General features: G+C 48.0%; 10 protein-coding genes. 2 read left to right on the forward strand and 8 right to left on the reverse strand.

Features of this window, described 5'->3' with window-relative positions; genetic code table 11:
* Positions 1-114: 114 nt before the first annotated feature.
* The gene (locus DXZ20_RS34575; RefSeq protein ID WP_163703071.1) at positions 115-4887 is read right to left on the reverse strand and encodes a hypothetical protein; all 4773 of its coding nucleotides are present in this window, start codon (positions 4885-4887) and stop codon (positions 115-117) included.
* Positions 4888-5328: 441 nt separating this feature from the next.
* Positions 5329-6918 (reverse strand): DUF11 domain-containing protein, encoded by a 1590-nt coding sequence (locus tag DXZ20_RS34580; RefSeq protein WP_163703072.1) that lies wholly within the window; start codon positions 6916-6918, stop codon positions 5329-5331.
* 150 nt (positions 6919-7068) lie between these two features.
* Here DXZ20_RS34580 and DXZ20_RS34585 point away from each other — a divergent pair, with 150 nt between their 5' ends.
* Together DXZ20_RS34585 and DXZ20_RS34590 are read left to right on the forward strand one after the other, a co-directional pair.
* On the forward strand, positions 7069-7350 hold the full coding sequence (locus DXZ20_RS34585; RefSeq protein ID WP_163663901.1) for a type II toxin-antitoxin system VapC family toxin: 282 nt from the start codon (positions 7069-7071) through the stop codon (positions 7348-7350).
* Positions 7351-7380: 30 nt separating this feature from the next.
* Positions 7381-8991, forward strand: a complete 1611-nt coding sequence (locus DXZ20_RS34590) for an AAA-like domain-containing protein (RefSeq protein ID WP_163663904.1) — start codon at positions 7381-7383, stop codon at positions 8989-8991.
* Positions 8992-9013: 22 nt separating this feature from the next.
* Here the strand turns inward: DXZ20_RS34590 and DXZ20_RS34595 are convergent, their stop codons facing one another.
* The 6 genes from DXZ20_RS34595 to DXZ20_RS34620 form a co-directional block, all read right to left on the reverse strand.
* The gene (locus DXZ20_RS34595; protein WP_163663905.1) at positions 9014-10465 is read right to left on the reverse strand and encodes a hypothetical protein; all 1452 of its coding nucleotides are present in this window, start codon (positions 10463-10465) and stop codon (positions 9014-9016) included.
* A 123-nt stretch (positions 10466-10588) separates the two neighbouring features.
* Positions 10589-11194 (reverse strand): transposase, encoded by a 606-nt coding sequence (locus tag DXZ20_RS34600; protein WP_163703073.1) that lies wholly within the window; start codon positions 11192-11194, stop codon positions 10589-10591.
* 12 nt (positions 11195-11206) lie between these two features.
* Positions 11207-13366 carry a DUF11 domain-containing protein gene (locus DXZ20_RS34605; RefSeq protein ID WP_163703074.1) on the reverse strand — a complete coding sequence of 720 codons (2160 nt, stop codon included), beginning with the start codon at positions 13364-13366 and terminating at the stop codon, positions 11207-11209.
* A 141-nt stretch (positions 13367-13507) separates the two neighbouring features.
* Positions 13508-15625, reverse strand: a complete 2118-nt coding sequence (locus tag DXZ20_RS34610; RefSeq protein WP_163703075.1) for an OmpA family protein — start codon at positions 15623-15625, stop codon at positions 13508-13510.
* 140 nt (positions 15626-15765) lie between these two features.
* Positions 15766-19941 carry a TonB-dependent receptor gene (locus tag DXZ20_RS34615; RefSeq protein ID WP_163703076.1) on the reverse strand — a complete coding sequence of 1392 codons (4176 nt, stop codon included), beginning with the start codon at positions 19939-19941 and terminating at the stop codon, positions 15766-15768.
* Positions 19941-21476 carry a DUF11 domain-containing protein gene (locus DXZ20_RS34620; protein ID WP_163703077.1) on the reverse strand — a complete coding sequence of 512 codons (1536 nt, stop codon included), beginning with the start codon at positions 21474-21476 and terminating at the stop codon, positions 19941-19943. The genes DXZ20_RS34615 and DXZ20_RS34620 overlap by 1 nt, the downstream gene beginning before the upstream one ends.
* Between the last annotated feature and the right edge of the window lie 356 nt (positions 21477-21832).

Below are 21832 nucleotides of genomic sequence, written 5' to 3' on the forward strand. Positions count from 1 at the left end.
GAATATGGCTTGTTATTGTAGCAACTCTGCAATGTCAGGACAATACTGATTTGTGTTGTAGGGGCACTCCACGGAATGTCCCTACAACGATGTCATTGGTAAAAATCGGATTGCTTATTCATCCACCTTGGTGGTAAACCGAAAATAGCCATAGGCATTGGTGGGTGTCCCTTGCCCGGTGGTGTTAGGTAATGTGGCCAATCCGGTTGGATTACCGGTTGTGCCAGTGATATCGACCACCACCACTTCATCGGTGGCGGATGTGCTAAACCCAGAGAGATTACATGTCGGTACCGCAGGTAGATTGCCCACTGTGGTCACCTCGCCTCGATCAACAGTTGTGGCATCGCTATCATCAGTGAGATTGTAGGTGGTGCTGCCGATAACTAGCTCAATGTCGTTGCCACCATAAAGTCCAGTAACAAAACTCTGATTCGGCTGAATCCAGTCACAGATTCTCACGGTTTCGGCTGTAGTGCCACCTGCGTTGAGGAAATACACTGTGTATTCAATCTCGTCACCAGGGTTGACCAATCCTGCATCAAGTTCACCTAGCAGATAACCATTTGGCCAGTTACTCATGTCATCAGCCGAATTTGTAACATTATCGTTGACTATCCCATTGAGGGTGGTATTGTCGTTAGGATTTTTGGTGCGATCGCCATTGATGGCCGTAATCCGTTTCACCAATACTACATCAGCGTTACTCGACACGACCGTAAACGTGGTCGGATCATCAATGGGGGGTGAGTCCGGGTCGTCGCTAGGGAAGGTTTGTGCACCGAAGGAGAGGGATGCCTGGTTATCAATGTTGCCCACTGGAGCATTGTTATCAACAACAGCATTTACTGTGAAAGTGACACTGTTGGTAATGTTATCCACACCGTTAGGGATGTTAATGCTGCTGATGCTCAGTGCAGTGTCATTAAATGTGGTGACGGTGCCACCACCAGGGGATGCAACACTCAGACTGTTGGTATCAAAGGTAATGTTGGGGTCCGTGAGGACATCCTCAAAATCAATAAAAATGTCGCTACCATACCCGTTGTATAACACGTAGGTATAGGTGACCGTATCACCGGGAAATGCAATTTCAGGTTCAACATTTTTGGTGAGGGCGGGTGGAGTACAGGAAGTGGCATCAAATTTATCATTGGTAAACACTGGTCCCACCCGGTGGACAACAGCGGGCGACCGGGTCAAATCAACGGCAAAGAGGGCATTATCACCACCAGCCACATTGCGATAAAAGTAGCTGATGCCGCTGCTGGTGGCCCAAGACCCTCCTGAATTAAAGGGTACGGGGTCACCTGTCGTTGTAACAACGGTTGCAGCTCCTCCTGTTGGTGGAATACGATAGAGATTTCCCTGGGTGATGCCGTATAACTGACCATCAACAGGATTGAAATTAAGGTCATCGGGATCATTGGGTAGCCCTGTAATAGCAAAAGTTTGGTAGGTGAGGCTACCATCGGTAGGAGTGTCACCAATCGCAACAACTCGCAGTGTGTTGCCATCTACCATGTTGTAGTAATTACCACGGCCATCCATGGTGCCACTAAACCAGGCGGGGGTATTCAGTTCGGTAGACGGATCGCTCACTAAGGTGGCTCGACCTAACCCTTCAAGGGTGCCATCGGCGCTGATGCGCACAATCTCGCGCGGTTGGAAACTGGACTCACCTAGAGTATTGATGACAACACCATAGAGGTAGTTATCCAAAATGTTATAGGCTAAACCATTGACTTCGATGGGAGGATCAAAGTTTGGGGACGTAGCGGTATTAATTGAGTTAAAGCTCAGGGTGGTTGGGTCAAAGATACCGAATTCGGATGGACTGTTGATGATGGAATAGGCGGAGGTGTCGCAGGCAAAGGTGGGACCAGAAAATGTGCTAGCACGAGTTCTCACCGTAGCATCGACAGATGGAATAAAGCCTAAACTAGGATGGTCAGGAGTTCCCTTGAAATTATTGGTATAAATGTCACCGCCGAGACTACCCGTAGATGACATCGTTAGTCGCAGCCGCCGCGTCGGATCCCCGGCATTCATAGCGGGTGCTGTGATCAAAACTGCCGTGACATCAGAATAATCGGCCGCAGGACAACCTCCTGCTCCACTAGTAATATCAGCAGGAGTACACCAGACTGTACTGCCATTTTGAGTCGCTGGGTTATCACTGATATTGTTGGGACTATCGTTGGTGAATTGGAAGGTAAAACCCGCATTATCTACATCCTGAATAGTTTTAAAGATAGGCGTGGCTGTATAATCTGTGGGCGGGGTACCCACACCATCAAACGCATCTCGAATAGAGCCATCGCCCTCATAGGGAAGGATATCGATGAATTCAGAGCCTGCTGTTACATCAATATCTTCACTGAGATTGGCCAGATACAGATCATAAACAATATCTTCTCCTGGCTCTATTTCTGGTGTGACCGCCTCTTTGAAAATGGTAAATGCTGCATTGTTGACGATAGTAACCGAACGGATATCGGTACGCGATTCTAAAGGAGAGGAGTCAAGGTCCGAACCAGTATCATCTAGAGCAGCAACAGATGCTTGGTTGGCAATACTGGTGCCACCGACAATATCAAACCCCGCCTTAGCTTCGAAGGTGATCGTCGGAATCGGCACATTGGGAGAGTAATCGCCTAAGCTCCAGCTCAGAGTCGTAGTTCCATCTCCATTCGCGATCACGCTGTCAGGGGTAATATTGGCAGATCCGGTAACGTAGCTGAGTTCTGTGGGCAAGGTATCGGTCACCACAATCTCAGCCTCAGAGACATCGCTGGTTAATGCTGTGAGGGTGGTCTCTAGGGCAAAGGTAATATTCTCAGTTGCCTTAACGGTATTAACGGAGTCATCTGCTTCCGTTCCATTAGTTGGATCATCGGTGCTTTTATCAATTCGGACGATCGCACGGGTGAGCTGCAGGCGATCACCGTCATCATTTCCGCTATGGTCAACGGGGTTATAAGACCCGACATCCCAATTGCCACTCTTGAGTTCATCTACCCGAGAGGTAACAAAATTAGCAAGAATTGTCGGATCGGGGATTTGTATCCCCGTCACTGGATCAATATTAAGAACCTGCAGGTGAAGCACAGCGTCTATACGGAAGCCTTCTGGCAGAACACCATCCACTCCGCTAGGCCGAATCCGTACTCGGGTGACTTGAGGAATCAAACCAGGATTGCTGGCCAGGTTAGCTTCGCTATACCAGGTGGCATCACCATCATTGCAGGTGGCGTTGCGCTGAGCCTCAAACCGAGTCACGTCTCCAATCGCCGCTGTTTCACCCCCATAATAGCTATCTGTTGCAGTGTCGCCTCCTACACCATACTCAATAATCACATCTGACTCTGTCAGCCGTTGACCTCCCGTGCGGAATTCCACATATTGACCACTGGTGGGATTAGGGGCCAAAATTTGGGTACGGTTATCAAACTTGTCGCACAGCATAACATTGGTTAAATCGCCAACACCCGTGTTCCTAATAGTGAAATAACTACCAACGCTCTCACCTGGGAGCACGACACCATCGCCGGATTCAATGTCTGTCATAGGATACAACACGCTGTTGTTATTGAAATTACCACCGCTGTAGGGAGTACGATAATATTTGTCCTGGCTACGCCCTGACTGGGGCTGCTGCAACGCAAATGTTCGATCATTGTTTACATCATCACTGTTACTGATGGGAACGGTGACATTCCCTCCTTGGTCCGGTTCTATATTGGACTGATTGGTAACACTTGGGGTATCGAGAAAGTCATAATAGTTTGTAACTGTGAGCTGATTTCCCCCGGCTGGAAAATCACTCGTAGGTATCCAAATCTCTACAACTCCGGCGACTAGATGAGTGTCATGAACATTGAGGGTACCTCCATTGGCATTTAGGGTAGGACGATGTTGACCAGACAAGTCGGCATCGGTAATGGTGATAGTAATGTCGTTGCCTGCACCGCTTTGACTACAGCTCCAGGTACCAGAATCTGTGACAGCATTTGTCTCTTGTCCTGCCCCGGCAATACTTAGGGAGCCCAATGGGAGTTCTCTGATCCAAGATCCGGCAATACTGTTGTCTTTGGTATTGGGGGCACAGCCCGATCGTCCACCCCAAGTATATAAACGGGCATTGGGGGAAATGCCACTCACCACATCAGTGATAATCATTTGATTGCCTGGGGTACTCGGATCGTCATCACCCAAGACCTCGCTCCCTTTTGGAGCAATAATTGACAGGGGCCAGACATAAAGCACCCCTTCTTCGCCTCCAGGCCCCTCGGTTAATGTACCGACTCGACGAGGAGCGCCGGAGTCATCCTTCGCCAGGTCCATTTGTGGTGTGGCTGAAACTTTCACCTGGGTAGGGCCTGCTGAGAGATTACCGGCACTAGAGGTGAGATTAGCGTTTACTTCCAGATCTGCACCATGGGGAGCTGTGCCTAAAACAGCGGCTGTAAAGTCAAAGAAGCCGGTGGTTGAGGTGGGTAGGGGTTCGGTACATGTGAGGGTTTTGCGATCGCTACTAACCGACACACTCCCAAGACATGAACTTTGGTTCTCTTCCCACAAATGATAATCATCGCCAATGGTGACTGTGATCGTCGTACTGCCATTGGGCTGAGTATCGGTGGCATAGTTAACCCGATAGGTGACAGTATCATAGGTCCGCACAATCCCATTCTCATCATTAGCATCATTCCCCGCATTACTAAAGCCAGGGTAGGTTGGATCAGGTCCCGAGAAGTTTGCAGTACCATCACTTCTAACACTTACTCCAAATGTTGTCACCTCTGCTGTTGCTGTCGTTGCAAATATTCCACCCATCATACTTGCAAGCCCCAATGTGGCTAACAAGTAATTACGAGAAGACAAAAAATAGTGGCCTTTTCTAGAGTTAGGACAACTGTTTTCTTTCTTTGCGAAATGATGATGAATCCCCAAGGAATTTAGAGATAGGAATGGAATTTGCATGGTAGATGACTGACCTGATCAGGAACGGCATATGCAGTAAGCTAACTCTTCTCCTATGGAGAATAATCAAAGTCCATCTGCCAATGGAATAACTTCACACGAATTGAGATGTTTTACCCAGAAAAGTTGTTGTAACTATTCCAATTCGTGTGGCTTTAAAGTGATCTCATCTAATAACGCTAGGGTACACAAAAAAACTTTGATTCTCTCAGTAACCATGCGTATTTTTTGTCAAGGTTACGAACTTGTATTATGCCGGAACTTTGTATTAAGAGCTTTTGCTGTTGACAAATAATGTGCAATCAAGCGTTAGATAAAAAAACGTTAATTCTACTGGCTCGGCTATTCAACTACTTGGGTCGTAAATCGAAAGAAACCAAAAGCGTTGCTAGGCAAATCTTGTCCAGATATACCAGGCAATGTAGTTAACCCAGTGGGTTCACCGATTGTTCCAGTAACATCCAACACCAATACATTATCGTTGAGAGCAGTGTCGTCAGATAGATTACAAGTAGGATTTGTAGACAAGCTACCTACAGTTGTTAATTCTGCCCTATCAGTTACATCGTTCGTAGCGGTTAACTGGTAGGTGCTACCACCAATATCAAGCGCAATGTCTTTTCCATCATATAGGTTGGGCGCAGAAGCTCCATACAGACCAGTAACAAAATTCTGGTTAGGCTGTATCCAGTCGCAGAGCCTTACATCCATAGCCTCCCTGCCCCCAGTATTGATAAAATATATTGTATATTCAATCTCATCGCCGGGCTTTACTAAGCCTGCATTAATCTCACCAATCAGATAATCTGTAGGCCAGTTCCTGTTATCATCAGCGGAATTAGCGATATTGTCATTGACTTCAGTGTTGAGAGGCGTGTTGTCGTTTAAGTTAACCGTGCGGTTGCCATTGATAGCCGTAATCCGTTTGACGACGAGTACTTCAGGCGGTCTGACAACATTAGCACCGATAAAACTAAGGTGTTCGCTATCGGCATTGTTGTTGCCTGCTGTACTGTCATCATCGCCGACAATGAGCATGACTTTTTGTATACGTTCGATCTCACCATTATCAACAAAGCCAATCCAGCGAGTTGATTGGTTGCCACAGCCTGGTTCGTTATTGGCTGTGCCGCCACACAGGCTTTGAACAACCAGTTCTGGGTCGGGTTCGTTACTGTCATAGAGAGAATTTGGCGCAATTTCAATATCGTTGCCAATGCGGTTATTCGAGGCATCCAGAAGCCTTAAAATTGCTGGTGTTCCGTTGCCATCAGTGCGAGTTTCTAAGTCTCCTACCCAGAAGCCAAACGAGCTAACTGGTTGGTCAAATGATAGGAGAACGGTATTGCGTTTGAGATCACTCAAAGCGCCGGCGTGAGTCTCATTCCAAAATCGGGGTTGGTCATTACTTTCATAAAGGCTGGTCGGACGGGGTGCTGAACCTTGCAAAGAACTACTACTGCTGAGGGTAGGACTTGAGCCTGCAATCGTAGGCTCTCCAGCACATGCAGTCTCCCCTATGGGAATCTGTACCAACTCAACAGAGACATTGACTATATTGTCGATGACAGGATCGTGATAGCTAAAATTGTTAACGCTACCCTGAGGAACACTAGCGGTTCCAAACCAGTTTTCTAACGCAGGATCGGTTGGTTGACCAACCGCAGTTCGCCAATCATCGTCCAAGATGTCTACTAAATCGCGGGTGGCAATGACATTGCGTCTGACCTCACCGCTGATATAAGGGATAATGCTAGGGTCAGATGTACCGCTACCGATGGTGCAGCCGTCTGAGTCGGTGGTCACCATGACAGATGAACTTGTCCGTGTCTCTTGTGAGTTGTTAACTGGGTTAATAAAGCTCCCTGTGGCTTGGTTTTTAAGCGCAGTGCCAGGTGCTGGAGCATCTGCCCGAGCTGAACGATCAATCAATGCTCCATGAGATAACAATATTATGACAATTAGGGCATGTTTGAGGCCCCAACTGAGTAACTGACATTTCATTTGTGCGCAACCCTGACAAAATGTGCCTGGTTATCCCAGTGCTCTCATTAAGGTGCCCACCCATAGTTTTCTCATGTGATGAGAAAGTTGATATCCCTGTCTTTAGGAATTGATGATGCCTGGGCTCAGGTGGAAGAAGGGTTGGCTCTACCTAATATCTGGATTCCGTTATCCACCGATCAATATTCCACTGTTTTAAGGGGCTTGCTGCAAGATGCCCATATAAATGCCAACCTGTTTCCAGATGCCCATTTAGCGGCTTTAGCGATAGGGCATTGTCTGGAAGGTTGTACAATAGATACTGATTTTGCGAGATCCTCTGGCTGTCGATGGCGTAATCCGCTTCAAGTTGCTTCATGATAGAGGAGCGGACGTTTCCTTTGGCAGGTTATGGCACCGGTATTCACAGATCGATTCTTTAATACGGCGGGTCCGGTGCGGGCTGATTGGCACTATCTGATCGATCCGTTGACCCGTTGGGCTATGGATGACATTCTCCAGCTGATTGCCCAGGGAAAATATTTTGTGCTGCATGCACCCCGGCAGACAGGGAAAACCTCCTGTTTGCTGGCCCTGATGGAGTATCTCAATGCTGAGGGGCGCTACCAGGCGGTTTATGCCAATATTGAGACGGCCCAAACCGCTAGAAATGATGTTTTTCGTGGCATTGACACCGTTGTCTATACCCTGGCATCAATGGCTCAGCTTTATCAGCAAGATGCTCGATTGCATGACTGGCGACAGGCAATGCTCAAGCAATCGGCACCAGCCGATGATATGCTGCGTAGCCTATTATCCCAATGGGCTACTCAAACGGACCAACCCATTGTTCTATTTTTGGATGAAGTGGATGCACTGGTGGGGGATACGCTGGTTGCCCTGTTGCGTCAGTTGCGAGCAGGCTATACCCAACGACCTCAGAATTTTCCTCTATCAATTATTCTCTGTGGGGTACGGGATGTGCGGGACTATCGCATTCAAACCACAGGACAGGACATTATTACCGGGGGCAGTGCATTTAATATTAAGGCAGAATCCCTGCGATTAGGTCATTTTATTGAGTCTGAGGTGCAGGCATTGCTCCAGCAGCACACGGATCTGACGAAGCAGGTGTTTACGCCAGAAGCACTAACTTACATATGGCAGCAGACCCAGGGGCAACCCTGGTTGGTAAATGCCCTGGCTTATCAGGTTTGCTTTAAAGGGGACGGTAAAAAGCGCACCCAACCCATCACCCTGGAACTTATGAAAACTGCCCGAGAAAGTCTGATTCAACGGCGTGACACCCACCTGGACCAGCTCACTGATAAACTCAAAGAGCCCCGAGTCCATCGGGTAATTGCCCAGATACTGGCTGGAGAAGTGCAGGTGGATGAGTTTCCTACGGATGATACCCAATATATTGAAGATTTAGGATTGATTCATCGTCGACCTACCTGGCAGATTGCTAACCCTATCTATCAGGAGATTATCCCTAGGGAATTAATTTGGACTAGTCAATATACGATTCAACAGGAACCCAATTGGTATATCCAGAGTGATAAACGACTGGATATGCCTAAGCTACTGAGAGCATTCCAACAGTTTTTTCGGGAGAATAGTGAAGTCTGGATCGAACGATTTGATTATAAAGAGGCCGGTCCTCAACTCCTGTTGCAAGCGTTTTTACAACGTATTCTTAATGGGGGTGGCAGACTGACAAGAGAATATGGTCTGGGACGTAAACGTACCGATTTGTTAATTGAATGGCCCTTGGCTCAGGAGCAGGGGTTTCTCGGGCCAGTGCAGCGAGTGGTGTTGGAGCTTAAGATTTTATACCGGTCTTTGGAGGCCACTGTGGCTAATGGTTTAGCGCAAACGGCTGACTATGCGGATAAATCTGGAGCAGCAGAAGCCCATTTGATTTGTTTTAATCGCGATTCTCAGGTGAGCTGGGACGATAAGATTTTTGAACGGGTTGAATTGTACCAGGAAAGAACAATTTACCTATGGGGCATGTAAGAAAATATTCATCATGGTGGGGTTACTTCACTCGGGCTCTAAATTTCACATGGCCGTAGGCTCCGGTGGCGTTGGTGGTAGCGTCAGGTAAATCACCCAGGTTAACAACAACGGCACCGTTGGGGTTGGCATTGCTACCATTGCCGTCGCCGTCGCAGTCGATGTCGGGAAAGCTGTTGGCGGGGTCAACGCCGGGGGCAAAGTAAGTAGCACTATCGCCGTCGTTGGCTCCGGTGTGGTAGTCGGTGGTGCCATTGCGGAAGAGTTCGATGCTGAGGTCGGCTCCGCCGATGCCGCCGGTGGCTTGGGGGTTGTTGCCAGTGTAGGCGTTGGGGATAAAGGTGGTAAATGTGGGAATATAGTCGCAGAAGAGAACGTTTTCTGCGGTGGTGTCTCCGGAAGAGAGGAAGTAGATGGTGTATTCGATTTCGTCGTTGGGCATGACGTTACCGCCATTGATACCGCCTAGTAGATTGTTTGTGATATCCGGCCACTGATCTGTATCTTTTGGTGGATCTCCAGGATTGACCGGATCTGCAACCGTAATGTCGTTGTCATCATAGGGGTTACTGGCTTCATCCAGGTATTGAGCTATGTCATCACCTTCGGTGGTAGTGGTTCCCCCATTAAGGGCGGTAATCCTTTTCACCAAAAGCACATTGGGATCAAGTGCGGCTGTGATCTCGACCGTTAAACTATCCTCAGCTTCTCTTTCTCCATTAATCGGTGCACCTGTTGTGTCCCCATTATCCGTGCCCGAATTATCCTGGGTGTAGACATCATTTGACCCTGCCACATAGGCCTCATTCTGACCATCTGTCGCCGCTGTATCCCCCAGGGTGACCGTTAAATCATTGCCTGCGGTCCCTGCCGTTACCGGTACCCGTACTGTAATGCTGGCCCCTGCTGGAATAGAGCCATTGTTGGCACTGGCCACACCACTTAACAAATTACCAGTGGTCTCACCCCCACCGGGCACCGTAATATTGTTGCCCGTCAGATCAACCGCAGCCCCTGCCCCTATCCCATCGGCATCGTACTCAATAATTTGAATATCTCCTGCTTGGGTGCCATTGGTCACTGAAGCAGAGCCCGGAAGTACAAACTGGGTAGGATCGTTACCCACATTGGTGATTACAAAGTCTACATATACCGTATCGCCTTCATTGACGGTGCCGTCAGTGGGTTCGTTATAACCATTGCTGACCACAGTGATACCTGCTACCTCAGCCACTTCCACCTGTACTTCATTGGAGATAATGGTCTGGGTGCTACTATCACTCGGATCAACAAAACTACCTGTCGCCTGGTTCCGAATAATGGTCCCTGGGGCAGGACTATTGGCCCAGGCCATCATCCCCGGTGACAATACGCCTCCCGACAACAATATGGCGGCGATAATAGTCCGTGCCCGATTGGTTAACTGACGGCGGTTTGGTTTTGATTGATTGGGTGAAAGGCGACGGTTAGACATTTTCAATAACCAAATTTTGTGTAATACTGAAAATTGGAATTTTTTGTAATACGGATAATCGTCCTCGATCCCTTTGTAGAGACCTTCCATGGAAGGTCTCTACAAAGGGATCGTTGGGGCGGATTACGTTATTGAGGGAGATTTTATTGGGGGCAATAATTTGCGGGGATGATTGCGATCGCGTCCCCAATTGCTCGGATTTTTGACGATATATCGCCGAATATAATCAATTGATCTGTCGGCACGAATGATGTGTTCGTAGAACCGAGATTGCCATGCAAACCGAGAATACCCATTTTGGCGACACCATCGCGTTACCGAAGATTTATAGGACCGTACGATGGCACCTAAGGAACCTCGTTTTGGGGAAATCGCGGACATCTTCTGGGACAACGACGACCCCTCTTGTAGAGACCTTCCATGGAAGGTCTCTACAAGAGGATTATCCAAACGACGTTCAATTATCAAAATTCCGTGGAGGTGATTGGGCATCACTACGTATTCATCAATTCGCACATTCTCACAATGGTCAGGAATCTCTTGCCAACACCGTTTTGCCATATGACCAATAGCTGAAAATTCCATAACACCATCCACTACATCACCGAAAAAACACTCCCGTTTTTTGGTGCATAGGGTCAAAAAATAACCACCTGCTCGTCTATAGTCCCTCTGCGGTAAACGCATGGAGGTACCCTTAAATCTGTTGCGATAAGCCATCGTTAACATCACCAGGATCTCCTATTCATCTACCTTGGTGGTAAACCGGAAATACCCATAGGCATTGGTGGGAGTCCCTTGTCCAGTGGTATTCGGGAATGTGATCAACCCGGTCGGATCACCCGTTGTTCCCGTAATATCCACCACGACTACTTCATCGCTAGCGGTAGTACTAAACGAAGAGAGATTACAGGTGGGTGTCGCAGGCAGACTGTCCACCGTGGTCACCTCTCCCCGGTCGGTGGCCGTATCACTATCGTCAGTGAGATTGTAGGTGGTGCCGCCAATCACTAGCTCAATATCGTTGCCGCCATACTGGCCAGTTACAAAACTCTGATTCGGCTGAATCCAGTCACAGATTCTCACGTCTTCCGCTGCACTATCTCCCGCATTGAGGAAATAGACGGTGTATTCAATCTCATCACCGGGCTTTACTAGGCCTGCATCCAATTCACCCACTAGATAACCCGCTGGCCAATTGCTTTCGTCATCGGCAGAGTTAGCAACACCATCATTAACAATCTGGGTGAGGTCATGACTGTCATTAGGATTGGTGGTGAGCCCATTAATGGCAGTGATGCGTTTAACCAGAACAACATCTGGATTAGTTGATACTGCTGTCGTCGTAATCTCAGTACAATCATCCACCGCTGACGTATTCGGATCATCCGATACCCCCGAACCCGTATTTCCACTGGTCGCTCCGGTATAATCAATGCTCGCCTGGTTACAGACCAATTCCCCTGCTGTCGCTGTCACTGTCACATCAAAGGTCATTGTCACCGAGTCATTAATATTGACCTGCCCCCCCTGGGATGCATTAGCCCCCGTCCCCACACGAAAGATCACATTACTGCCATCAAATTCCGCTTCGTCATCCCCGGAACCATCAGTTTTTGTTACACCATTAATTTTCAAAGACCCCGGCACAAAAGTAGTTCCCGTCGGGATCGCGTCCGTAATCACCGTATTTGTAGAATTGTCATTCCCCGTGTTGGTTACCGAAATGGTGTAAGGCATCGTATCGCCTGTGGTGTAGGTTGTTGAGGGAGTTGTTTTCTCAAACTGGGTGACCAAATTGGGCTCAAACACCTCTACAGCAAAGAAATAGGCGAGAGGCCAGATACCATCTCCTTGACTTTCTAAGGTCAGGTCAATACTTGTGGCATTGGTAGGGATTACGTTATTCGTTTGGTTCCAGATAGTCAGATCTAAATAGTCAATATCAATGACCATGTTGTAGGGGGCATTGGGGGTTCGGCTAGTCACATGGTTACCAAATTTAGAAATTGTGCCATTGAAGAAGTTATTGGCTGGGTTCAGGCTATCCGTAATATTGTTATTGTTGATATGCAGGAAATCATCTGGTTGGTCCACTTCTCCATCGTTAGCAATGGCCCCCATAAAAACATCAAACCCTGGAGTAGGTGGAGTTCGGATACCAGTTAAGTTAAATGTTTTAAGACTGTTACGAACCACATCGTGGCCATCGAAGATAGAGATATTACGAATTGGTTGAGTCGAATCTTCATAGACCACTACAATCGACCAACCTGCATTGGGATAGGTAAATCCTGCACCCGTATTAGATTGAACGTTTGCGACAGTATAGGTGCCATTACCTGCCCCTTGAACTAGAGTTGTAATGTCTGCGAAAGCTCCGTAGGTATGCCAGGAACCAAAGTCAGTACGGTCGTTTTGATCGTCAGCAGTAATTGTTTGATAGGTACCGCTGCCCGGAATTTGCAGTGACACTTGGTTAAATCCAGTCAGGTTAGGAGCTGGAGTTGTGCCAAATCCTTCCAGACTGCCCCCCCAATAAAGAGCTGCAAACTGCACATTTGCCCCGGCAGGAATATTTAATTCTGCTGCACTGGAGTTAAAGGTGGAGCCATTACTATCGATATCCAGCATCTGCATGGCTAAGCCGCCATTATTATTGCCTCTTGTGCCGTTGGCAAGACCATCTGCACAGGAGGCGTTGTTGCGATCGCAAATCACTGACGCATTACCAATCGCTTCAATATTGCCAGATAGTTCAGTATTGTAGCGCTGGTCAAAATTAGGATACGAGGGATTAGCAAGGGCCTTGGTAGGAATACCGACCATGAGGAGAAATAAACTAGCGGTTAATTTAACCGAAGTGCTTGGGGATAAATATTTAAGAACAGAATGTGACATTAGCTAAAAATCTCCTCGGTATATCCTAGACGCATAGCGTCATCCTGGAATAACAAGTTCAGAGTTGTTAGGACCAGTAAATAATTAATGCTTGAGTTGTTCACAGCCAGTAGCCTAAGTACAATGCTGCCTTTAGGCGAACTACTGCTCTATTTGCAGATCATTCTCTTGATCCACAAAGGTAATTTCCACACCTCGGACATCGCTGAACACAAACTCCACCCGGCGATTGCGTGCATAGTTCACCCGGTCAATTTCCTCCACTAAAAGTTCAGTCTCTCCAAAGGACCGAATCGTCATCCGTTCAGGGGCAATTCCTTTTTGCATCAGATATCGTCGTGCATTATTTGCCCGACGTCGAGCCAGGTCCTGGTTATAGGCCACGCTTGCCCGAGAATCAGTATGCCCGTGCAAATCAACAACTATCGATGGGTATTGCTGCATTACCTCAGCAATTTGGTCTAAAATTACCGCGCTATTCGGGTTGATGGAGTCTTCGTCAAGACCATAGTGAACATTGCGAGGAACTTGGAGGCGGATGATTTCGGGTTCAGGTGCGGGGGGGGCAGGTGGTGCCGGAGGAGCTGGTGCAATCGTGCATTCAACACTCTTCGCAGCCACTGATCCCATACGGTTGGGGCGAGTTGGATTGGTTTCGCCTAGGGCAACGACTGTGGTGTTGAGGGCAGGCTCAGAGGTACCGTAGTTAGGATCAGTGGAAATACCGCTGATCACATCGCCAGGTTGTAGGTCCGCTGAGGGATAGCTAAATGTTCCCGCCTCATCTACACTGAACGTCGCCAATGGTGTTGTCAGAGGACCATATTCGCCTGTATTACCTCGGGTGAGATAGAGCTGTACCGTGGAACCAATATCGGCTTTACCCTGGATCACCACCTGACCATCAATGACAAAGAACTCAGGACTATCAAACTGGGGAGGATTGATAGCACTATTACCCGTATCTCGCCGCCGCTGATTGGAATCTCGTAGTGGGTTGGGGCCATCTCCCCGCTGAAAGTCTTGCACACCTCGATTACGACGGGTATTGAGGTCAATACTCAAACCTTCCAGATTTTCAAAACGATTGTTCTCGATCACATTACGCTGGCTGTGGGTAGTGCCCCCTTGGCTGAAGGCAGTAACCACCACACCAGGTCCTTTTTGGTTCGCGATTTGATTATCCACCACCCGGTGATCATTACCCATCAGGTAAATAGCCGCCCTTCTCAGGCGTTGACCATTAAAGCGAATGTCGTTGTTGCTAATCTCTACGGCACCCTGGGGTTTAAACAGGAATATACCACTACCGTCATTGCCACACATCAAGTTGCCACTAATGAGACTATTATCAATGTGACCTTCTAGGCGAATGGCATCGGGCATACCCGCTAAACCATTGTTGACAATCAGGTTTTCAACAACTTCTAAGTTCTCAGCCCGAGCCCCTGTAATCACTCCACTGCCATCGTGGTAGGAAATACGATTATGGCGCAGTTTCACCCCCTGACTGTTAAATACGGATACCCCAAAGGCAGAGGGTTGTTCAGGTACCGTATTATCCGTAGGAATACCAATCCAGTTTTGCTCAATGACAATACCCTGGGGCGGATGATTCTCATCGTAAAAGGAGAAGTTGCTAGCCGGAATATGTTGCTGGCTAATATCCGGTGGTGGTAGTTCGTGGGCAATAAAAATATCTGCCGGTGGAGTAGATTCAGTGGCCCTATGCTGTGATGTAAATCCATATAAACTTAGCCCTCGAATGGTTATATTGTCAGCAACGATAGTTAAGCCCCGAAAGACTTCAGCGTTATCCGCAGAAGTAATTTCCACCACTGGGATTGCTACTAAAATTTCTGCTGTGGTTGATTTGGTGGCATCGTAACCAGGCTGAGTGGTGCCATCAATGACAAGGCCAGGCTGAGCTAAAACTGGTAAAAGTGACTGTAATTCAATAGTTGTGTTGCCTACAGGTAGATCAAAAGCAATGAGTGAATTACCAGAACTCGGGGTTACTTGTTGCTGTTCTGCGGCACTGAGATCGGCTAAGTTGAGGGTGCCGTTGGTAATTGCGATCGCTTCTCGTAATGTCAGCTGCTCATCGGGAGTAATTGGCCCATCCTGAGAGCTATTAACCGTAGCCTGTACTATAGGAAAATCAAACGCGACTGAGGTTTCAGCAACGGCAGTAGTTGCTGTCACTGTTGTTAACAGAAAAGCAGTGGCTAAGGTACGAATAGATTTTTGATAGGTCATGGCTCTGGCATCCGAAGCATTAAAGAAGAGAAAATAGAAGATGATTTAGGCCTAAGTATTGATTAGGTTGTTCCATTTAATTCCCTCCCAGGAGGGAAGAAGATATTGGCCTGCGTATTGAGGAATTACAGCACTCAGTTTCATAGCGCTTGCCCATCAATAGAGAGCTGCCCTGCATCTGTTTCGCTATTGTCTGTTTCGCTATTATCAGGTGAAGCCTCAGATACGTCTTCCTCCGTTGGCTCCTCCATGGATTCAGGGGCCTCGAAAGATGCTTCCTCTACTGCCTGTTCACCTGGAAAGATGATGTCGGTGGTATCTTCAAAGAAGATAATCGGTTCCTCAGATTCCAAGGCAGATTCCTGTTGTTGTTCTGGGGCAATGTCTTGCAAGCCAAAGCCATCGAATAGGCTATTAATCTTGGCTGACACACCTATATAAAAACCACTGGCTGTGCGATTTACACCAAAGTCGTCATCGTAGGCACCGCCACCACTGTAGCCTCCATAGATGCGCATATCAGGTGTGGGATAATAACCTGCTTCGAGGGCATAGCCAATCTCACTGTAGTCTCCAAGACCACCAAACCATCGGGCTTCACCACTAATATCCCAGCTGTACCCTAACCGATACGTCGCCCTCATCTGAGCTAAGTGTAAGTTGTTGTTAGAAACAAAGTCACCGCCCACATCTGCTGGTAGATTAATTCGGGTCTGGGTTGTGCGGAAGGCATATTTGCCGTAGAGTTCCCAACGCCAGTTGGGGGTATAGAGGGCTTCTGCTGAGAATAAATGTTCAGAGGTATCAATGCTGCGACCAAATAGAGCGTTAGTGGGTAACGTGTTGGGGTTGATGCGATGCTCGTAACGGAGTAAGGCATTAAATCGGTCGTCGTTAGGGTCACGATATGCTAAACCCAGTTTCAGGTTGCTGGTGGTGCCAATGTTGCTGATGCGCTGGTTTGCAGCTCTATTCAGTTGATAATTGAACAGAGCGCTGACGGCTGGTGTTAATCGTCCTATCGCTGAGGCATTGAGAACGGTATTGGTGCCCTGGGAAGAGTCACGGTGCTCAAAGCGGGCGCTGGCTTGTAGGTCTGGGTTGTCTGTATAGGATAGTCCAACACTATAGGTATTAGCATTGATGGTGCCGAGGGATGAGCCACCTGTACCTACAGCAAAGGGCTGACTAAATTGAGACCCTGCGGCTGTACCACCGAAGATGCTATTAAACGTGCGTTCGTAGCCTAAATCAAGCCGTAATCCAGGGGCTAGATTAAAGCCATGCTCAATTCCGACAGCTCCACCCAGGTGTTGTCCATCGATGCTGCTAAAGCGTCCTCGCAGTGTGGTGTCTTGGCCCAAGGCATGTTCTCCAGAGAGATCAACAATGGTGTAGGAGTCGCGATCGCTAAAGCCATTGTCACCATAAAAGATTTGTCCCAATCCCAAATTAATGCCAGGCATCACTTCCCAATCGAGACCAAAATAGGTGCGACTTGGGTAAAGCGGATCGCTATCGGAGGAGAGATTCAGCTCATTTTGGGCACGCAGTGTTAACTTATCGGTTAAATGGGTGGTTAGTCGGGTACGCAGTTGATCGGAACTAGCGCTTAAGCGATCGGGGTTAGTGCGGTCGGTGCGATCGCGATGAATCCAATCAAACTCCAGATTGCTATTACCTAGCCGCTGTGCCAGACCTAATGAATAAGTGGTGAGTGAGTTATCCACCCGTCTGCCGGGTACCGGGTCTTGGCCTGGTTCTAACAAATCTTCGAGATTGATTAATGGCCGCGGTGCTACCCCATCGTTATCTTCATGGTCAAACTGGGCACGAATCGTCGTATTTCTGCTGACTTTGAAATTAGCTTGGGCACCGTATCGGGTTTGTCCGGGCACAAAGCTAGTGGTGGCAGCGTTGGTAAAGCCTGAATCAGTAGAACGCCAATAGGCCCGACCATTTAACCAGTCACCCACTGTGCCATCTAACTCGACGCGATAGGCAGAACCACTAATGGGACCAGACAGGTCAAAATCACTTTCTGAATGGGCAATCTCCGCCACCAGACGACTGCTTTCTCCCAGGGAGAACTGGGCATCGGCACCAAATAAGGTAAAGTCTCGATTTCCCTGGTTTTCTCGCAGATAGGATGCGCCGAACCAGGATTCTTGATTGAGTGTACGATCAAAATTGTACTGTAGTCGCCCAGCCAGAATATTAGTATCTGTGTCGTCCCCTTCAAACTGATAGGTGACCACAATGCGGCGTAACAACACTGTACCAAATTCACCAATTGCCGTTTGGGTGACTGGATCGTCAAATAACAGAGTGCCGCGATCATAGTCGATATCATAATCTGTGTTGCGATAGAGCCGCTCTCGATCGACAATGGTACCAGGTCGATCGAGTTCTTCGGTTTCGATATAGACTTGTTCACTACCGGAAATGACTAGCCGCCGTGAGAGGAAATAAAGACCACTGGTGCCATCTGGAGCAATCGTATCGCGTTGGAATCCTTCAACATTGTCGCCATACAGACCGGTAATGGCCAGATCACCCAGGTTATAGTTCAGCTTAAAACCATGGAGCTGTCGGGAGGTAGAGGTAAATAGCTGGGATGAGTTAGCAAACTCTTCGGTGTTGTAGTCCCCCCACATAATGTAGTCAGCAGTTGCACCTTCGACCGGTGATGTTCGTTCTAAACGCAGGTACAAATTGTCGGTGGAAGGGGTGGTAACATCCAGTGTGGAGTCATCACCGTAGACAGGGTAAAGATTACTACAGCTGCCTGAACTTTGACGGAAAAGAGCTGTTTCTCCACGACAATCTTCATTCAAAGGTCGATCGCTATTAAAGGCCCCCGTCAACAACCATTCACCCAGGTTCCCCATGGTAAAGAGAGAAGCGTCTAGATCGAGGCTGTAGTCGTTATCTCCATCTGGGGGCAAGAAATCTCGCAGACTGCTGTGGAAGTTAGTACCCCGTGCCCCCCATCTCAGGTCAACAATACCGGTGGCAATACTGGGGCGTTGGGGAGTGATAAACTGCACCTGGTTAAAGGCTTCCAGACCATTGGTGGTGGCTTGTAGTTGGACCATATGGGATTCCAGCGATGATTGTAACTCTGCTGAAAAGCGTCCACCTTTGGCTTCTACCTGGAACCCTGGCTGATCCGGGGCATGGTCTACACCGACAAATTCACCATCAGTCGATTCAAGAGTAACAATTGCATCCCAGTGAGAGACATTGCCATGGCTGTCAATTAAGCGACCTTGTAGTGTAGCCGTCGATCGCCCATCGGCTGGAATCTGAGACTCCCGAGAGCGAAGCGTCATCTCTACCGGAGCACCTCTGACCTCTACATCAGTCGACTGTAATATGCTCCCATCACTAGGATGCACTACTGTGATCGTATTGTTACCCTCTGCCAGGGCAACACCATACCAGGTCTGGGTGACTAGACCTGTAGTGGGGTTAGACTCTGTCCGACCAATGAGATCGTTGCTAACTGTCTGAGCATTTACCTGTAACTGAATATCAGCCGTGGCTGGAAAGCGAACAATAACTGTGATTGCAGGGACATCTACAACGCTGCCCACCGTTGGATTTAAGATTTCAATCTGATCGCTAGAAACAGCTTGGGATAGATCTGGGCTAGGTCCAAGCAGATCTTCTATATCCGCCGATTGTTCTGATACAGTCACATTTGTTTCAGGGGGCGTTGGAGAAAATAGCTCAGGTTCAATGGTCTCAGGTGTCTCCGTAAAAGATGGTTTCGCTTCAACGGAAGGTGAGGTTGAAAATTGTGGTCTAATTGGGGTTAGGGATGGAGGAGATTCAATGTTTATGCTTTGGGCCTCTATCACCGACTGCGTTGGTGACTCTGCTGATTGCTCGTCTGATTCCTGGTCATCTGACCCCTGGTTATCAGCCAGCACTGTAGGCGAGATCTCAGGGGAGGATAAGTTAGAAAACTGAGGAATGCCCGAGGTTAATGATGGAAAGACTAATGTGGCTGTGTCACCGCTTTCTGTAGCTGTACTGCGAAGAGATAGTCCGAGCAGATCAGGACCTGTTTTGAAGGATGAGAACTTTGGCTCTAAAAATGTTTCAGAACCTGCTGTGTTTGGTATATCTCCATGGAGAGAGATAGCCGTAAAACTGCTAGGAATAGCTTCATAAGATGAATTAGGTGAAACAGGCTCAGGTATATCCTGGGAGGCATAGGCCCAACTATCAACGGATACTGCTGATAAGGCAACTGAGCTAGCTAAAACGCTCCAATAATAAACTTTAGGGTGGCGAGTTAATGACATTATTTAGCTTCCTCCTGGAACGTGGGCGTGACGCCAAAGTTCATGCGAACCATGCCACCGGGAGCAATATTCACCATCCGAGACTGGCTGTTGCGTTCGTTAAAGTAAAGGTTGGGGGCCAGGGTATAACCGGGTAAACTTGTTAAGTCTAGAACTCCACTGCGAGTACCTGGTAACATACACTCTACGGAGTACAAACCATCGGCGTCGGTAACAATCCGGTTGCCATCATCTAAGAAGACTACGGCATTGGGGATACCGGCCTCACCTGGCTGCTGTTCACCATCAAAGTTTTTATCAACAAAGACGCGACCAATTAATGTGGCACAATCTGTGAGAATACCTGGGTCAATGACGAGGCGATGAATGCTGGGACCATCTTGCACAAAGAATTGATTGTCACTACGTTCAGCGGAGACGGATGCGGAGTTTTCGCCATCACCACGCAACGCATCGGGGGTAACGCGAACAGCGTAGAGAACGCTCATGCTTGCATCCACTGGTAAAGGTGTGGTGGTTGTAAAGATGATTTCAGAACCCGAGGCTTGAGCATCCAGAGCAACAGTTTGTTCGTTAAGTACGCCTGTAACGGACTCCGGAATGAGTTGAAATCCTTGGGGAAGAATATCCTCAACGGTAATAGATTCGAGCTCAATATCGGTTAGATTGCGCAATTCTAATCGATAAACAACGGTATCGCCTGGTTGTGCTGCTGCTCGATCAGCTGTTTTTGTAATGCTAACTTGGTTGGGATCACACATCACCATGCCAAGGGCCAGGGAGAATAAGTTTAACCCTTGGGTCTCAGCATTAAAGATTTCCACAACAGTTTCGCTAACTTGGCTGCCGCCACTAGTCCCGATGGGAATACCATCTAAGGCGGTCGCTACATAGCGAATAATCGAGTTGTTAACACCACCGGTGCTGGTAACAAGTTCTAACTTGATGCGACGCTGAGGGAAAACAGAATCTGCTGGTGGATTGACCACTAAAATGTATACAGCATCCGTACTGGTTTGGGTTAACCCTGTATTGATCGGACTTTGTAAGGGGGTCTGTGGATCAAATAAGAAGTTATATTGTCCGGCATCGGCATTGGTTAAGAAAAACGGATTGCTGTTCTCTATGTTGGGAGCTTTACCACCCGGAATTCCATTGTCTTCAATGTCGGGAACCTCTGTACCCGTGAGTGGAACAATGGGACCTAACTCTAAACCACTAGCATCGGGCTCATATAGAGCAACGGAGAAGCCGTCATAGTTGGGCAGCAATTCTCCGTTGCAGCCTAAAATTTGCCCCAGTGGATCGATCAAACTTGCAGTTTCAACAACAATCTCTGCAGATGTGCCACCAAGAGAGATGTTGCGCTCAGCATCTCTATAACTAAAAGCAGCTCGGTTATTGATTTCAGCAGCTCTTGCGATCGCAATAAATGGTGCCTGACCAAAGCTGCCTGCCAATAAGACAGCTATCATTCGATGCATCCAGTTGCGCCAAGCACCTGGTTTGGGTTTAGGTGGTTGGGATAACTTCATTTTTAGCCTCAAACCTGATGAATATTTAAAGAACTAGCGTTAATTGCAGTTGTTACTTGGTGCAAATTTGCCAGGGAGCACTGATGCGATCGCAACAAGATTTATAGAGTAAGCACGACAATTTTTAAGGGCTTATGCCCTTCATGCATGTTTGCAATCTTGTCAGACACTTTTAGGAAAGGACTAGCTGGCTGAACATGTCATAGAAATCTTGGCTGTTAGACCCCGATATCCCAGACTGTGCCATGACGTGAGCTTTCGACCTGGGCTCAAGTCGAAGGGCTCAGCTGAACTACACAAGGCACAGCCCATAAAAAATGGTCTATCTTGAATCGGGTTTAAGGAATTTACAAAAT

This window comes from Adonisia turfae CCMR0081, assembly GCF_011009555.1.
GTDB lineage: Bacteria > Cyanobacteriota > Cyanobacteriia > Phormidesmidales > Phormidesmidaceae > Leptothoe > Leptothoe turfae.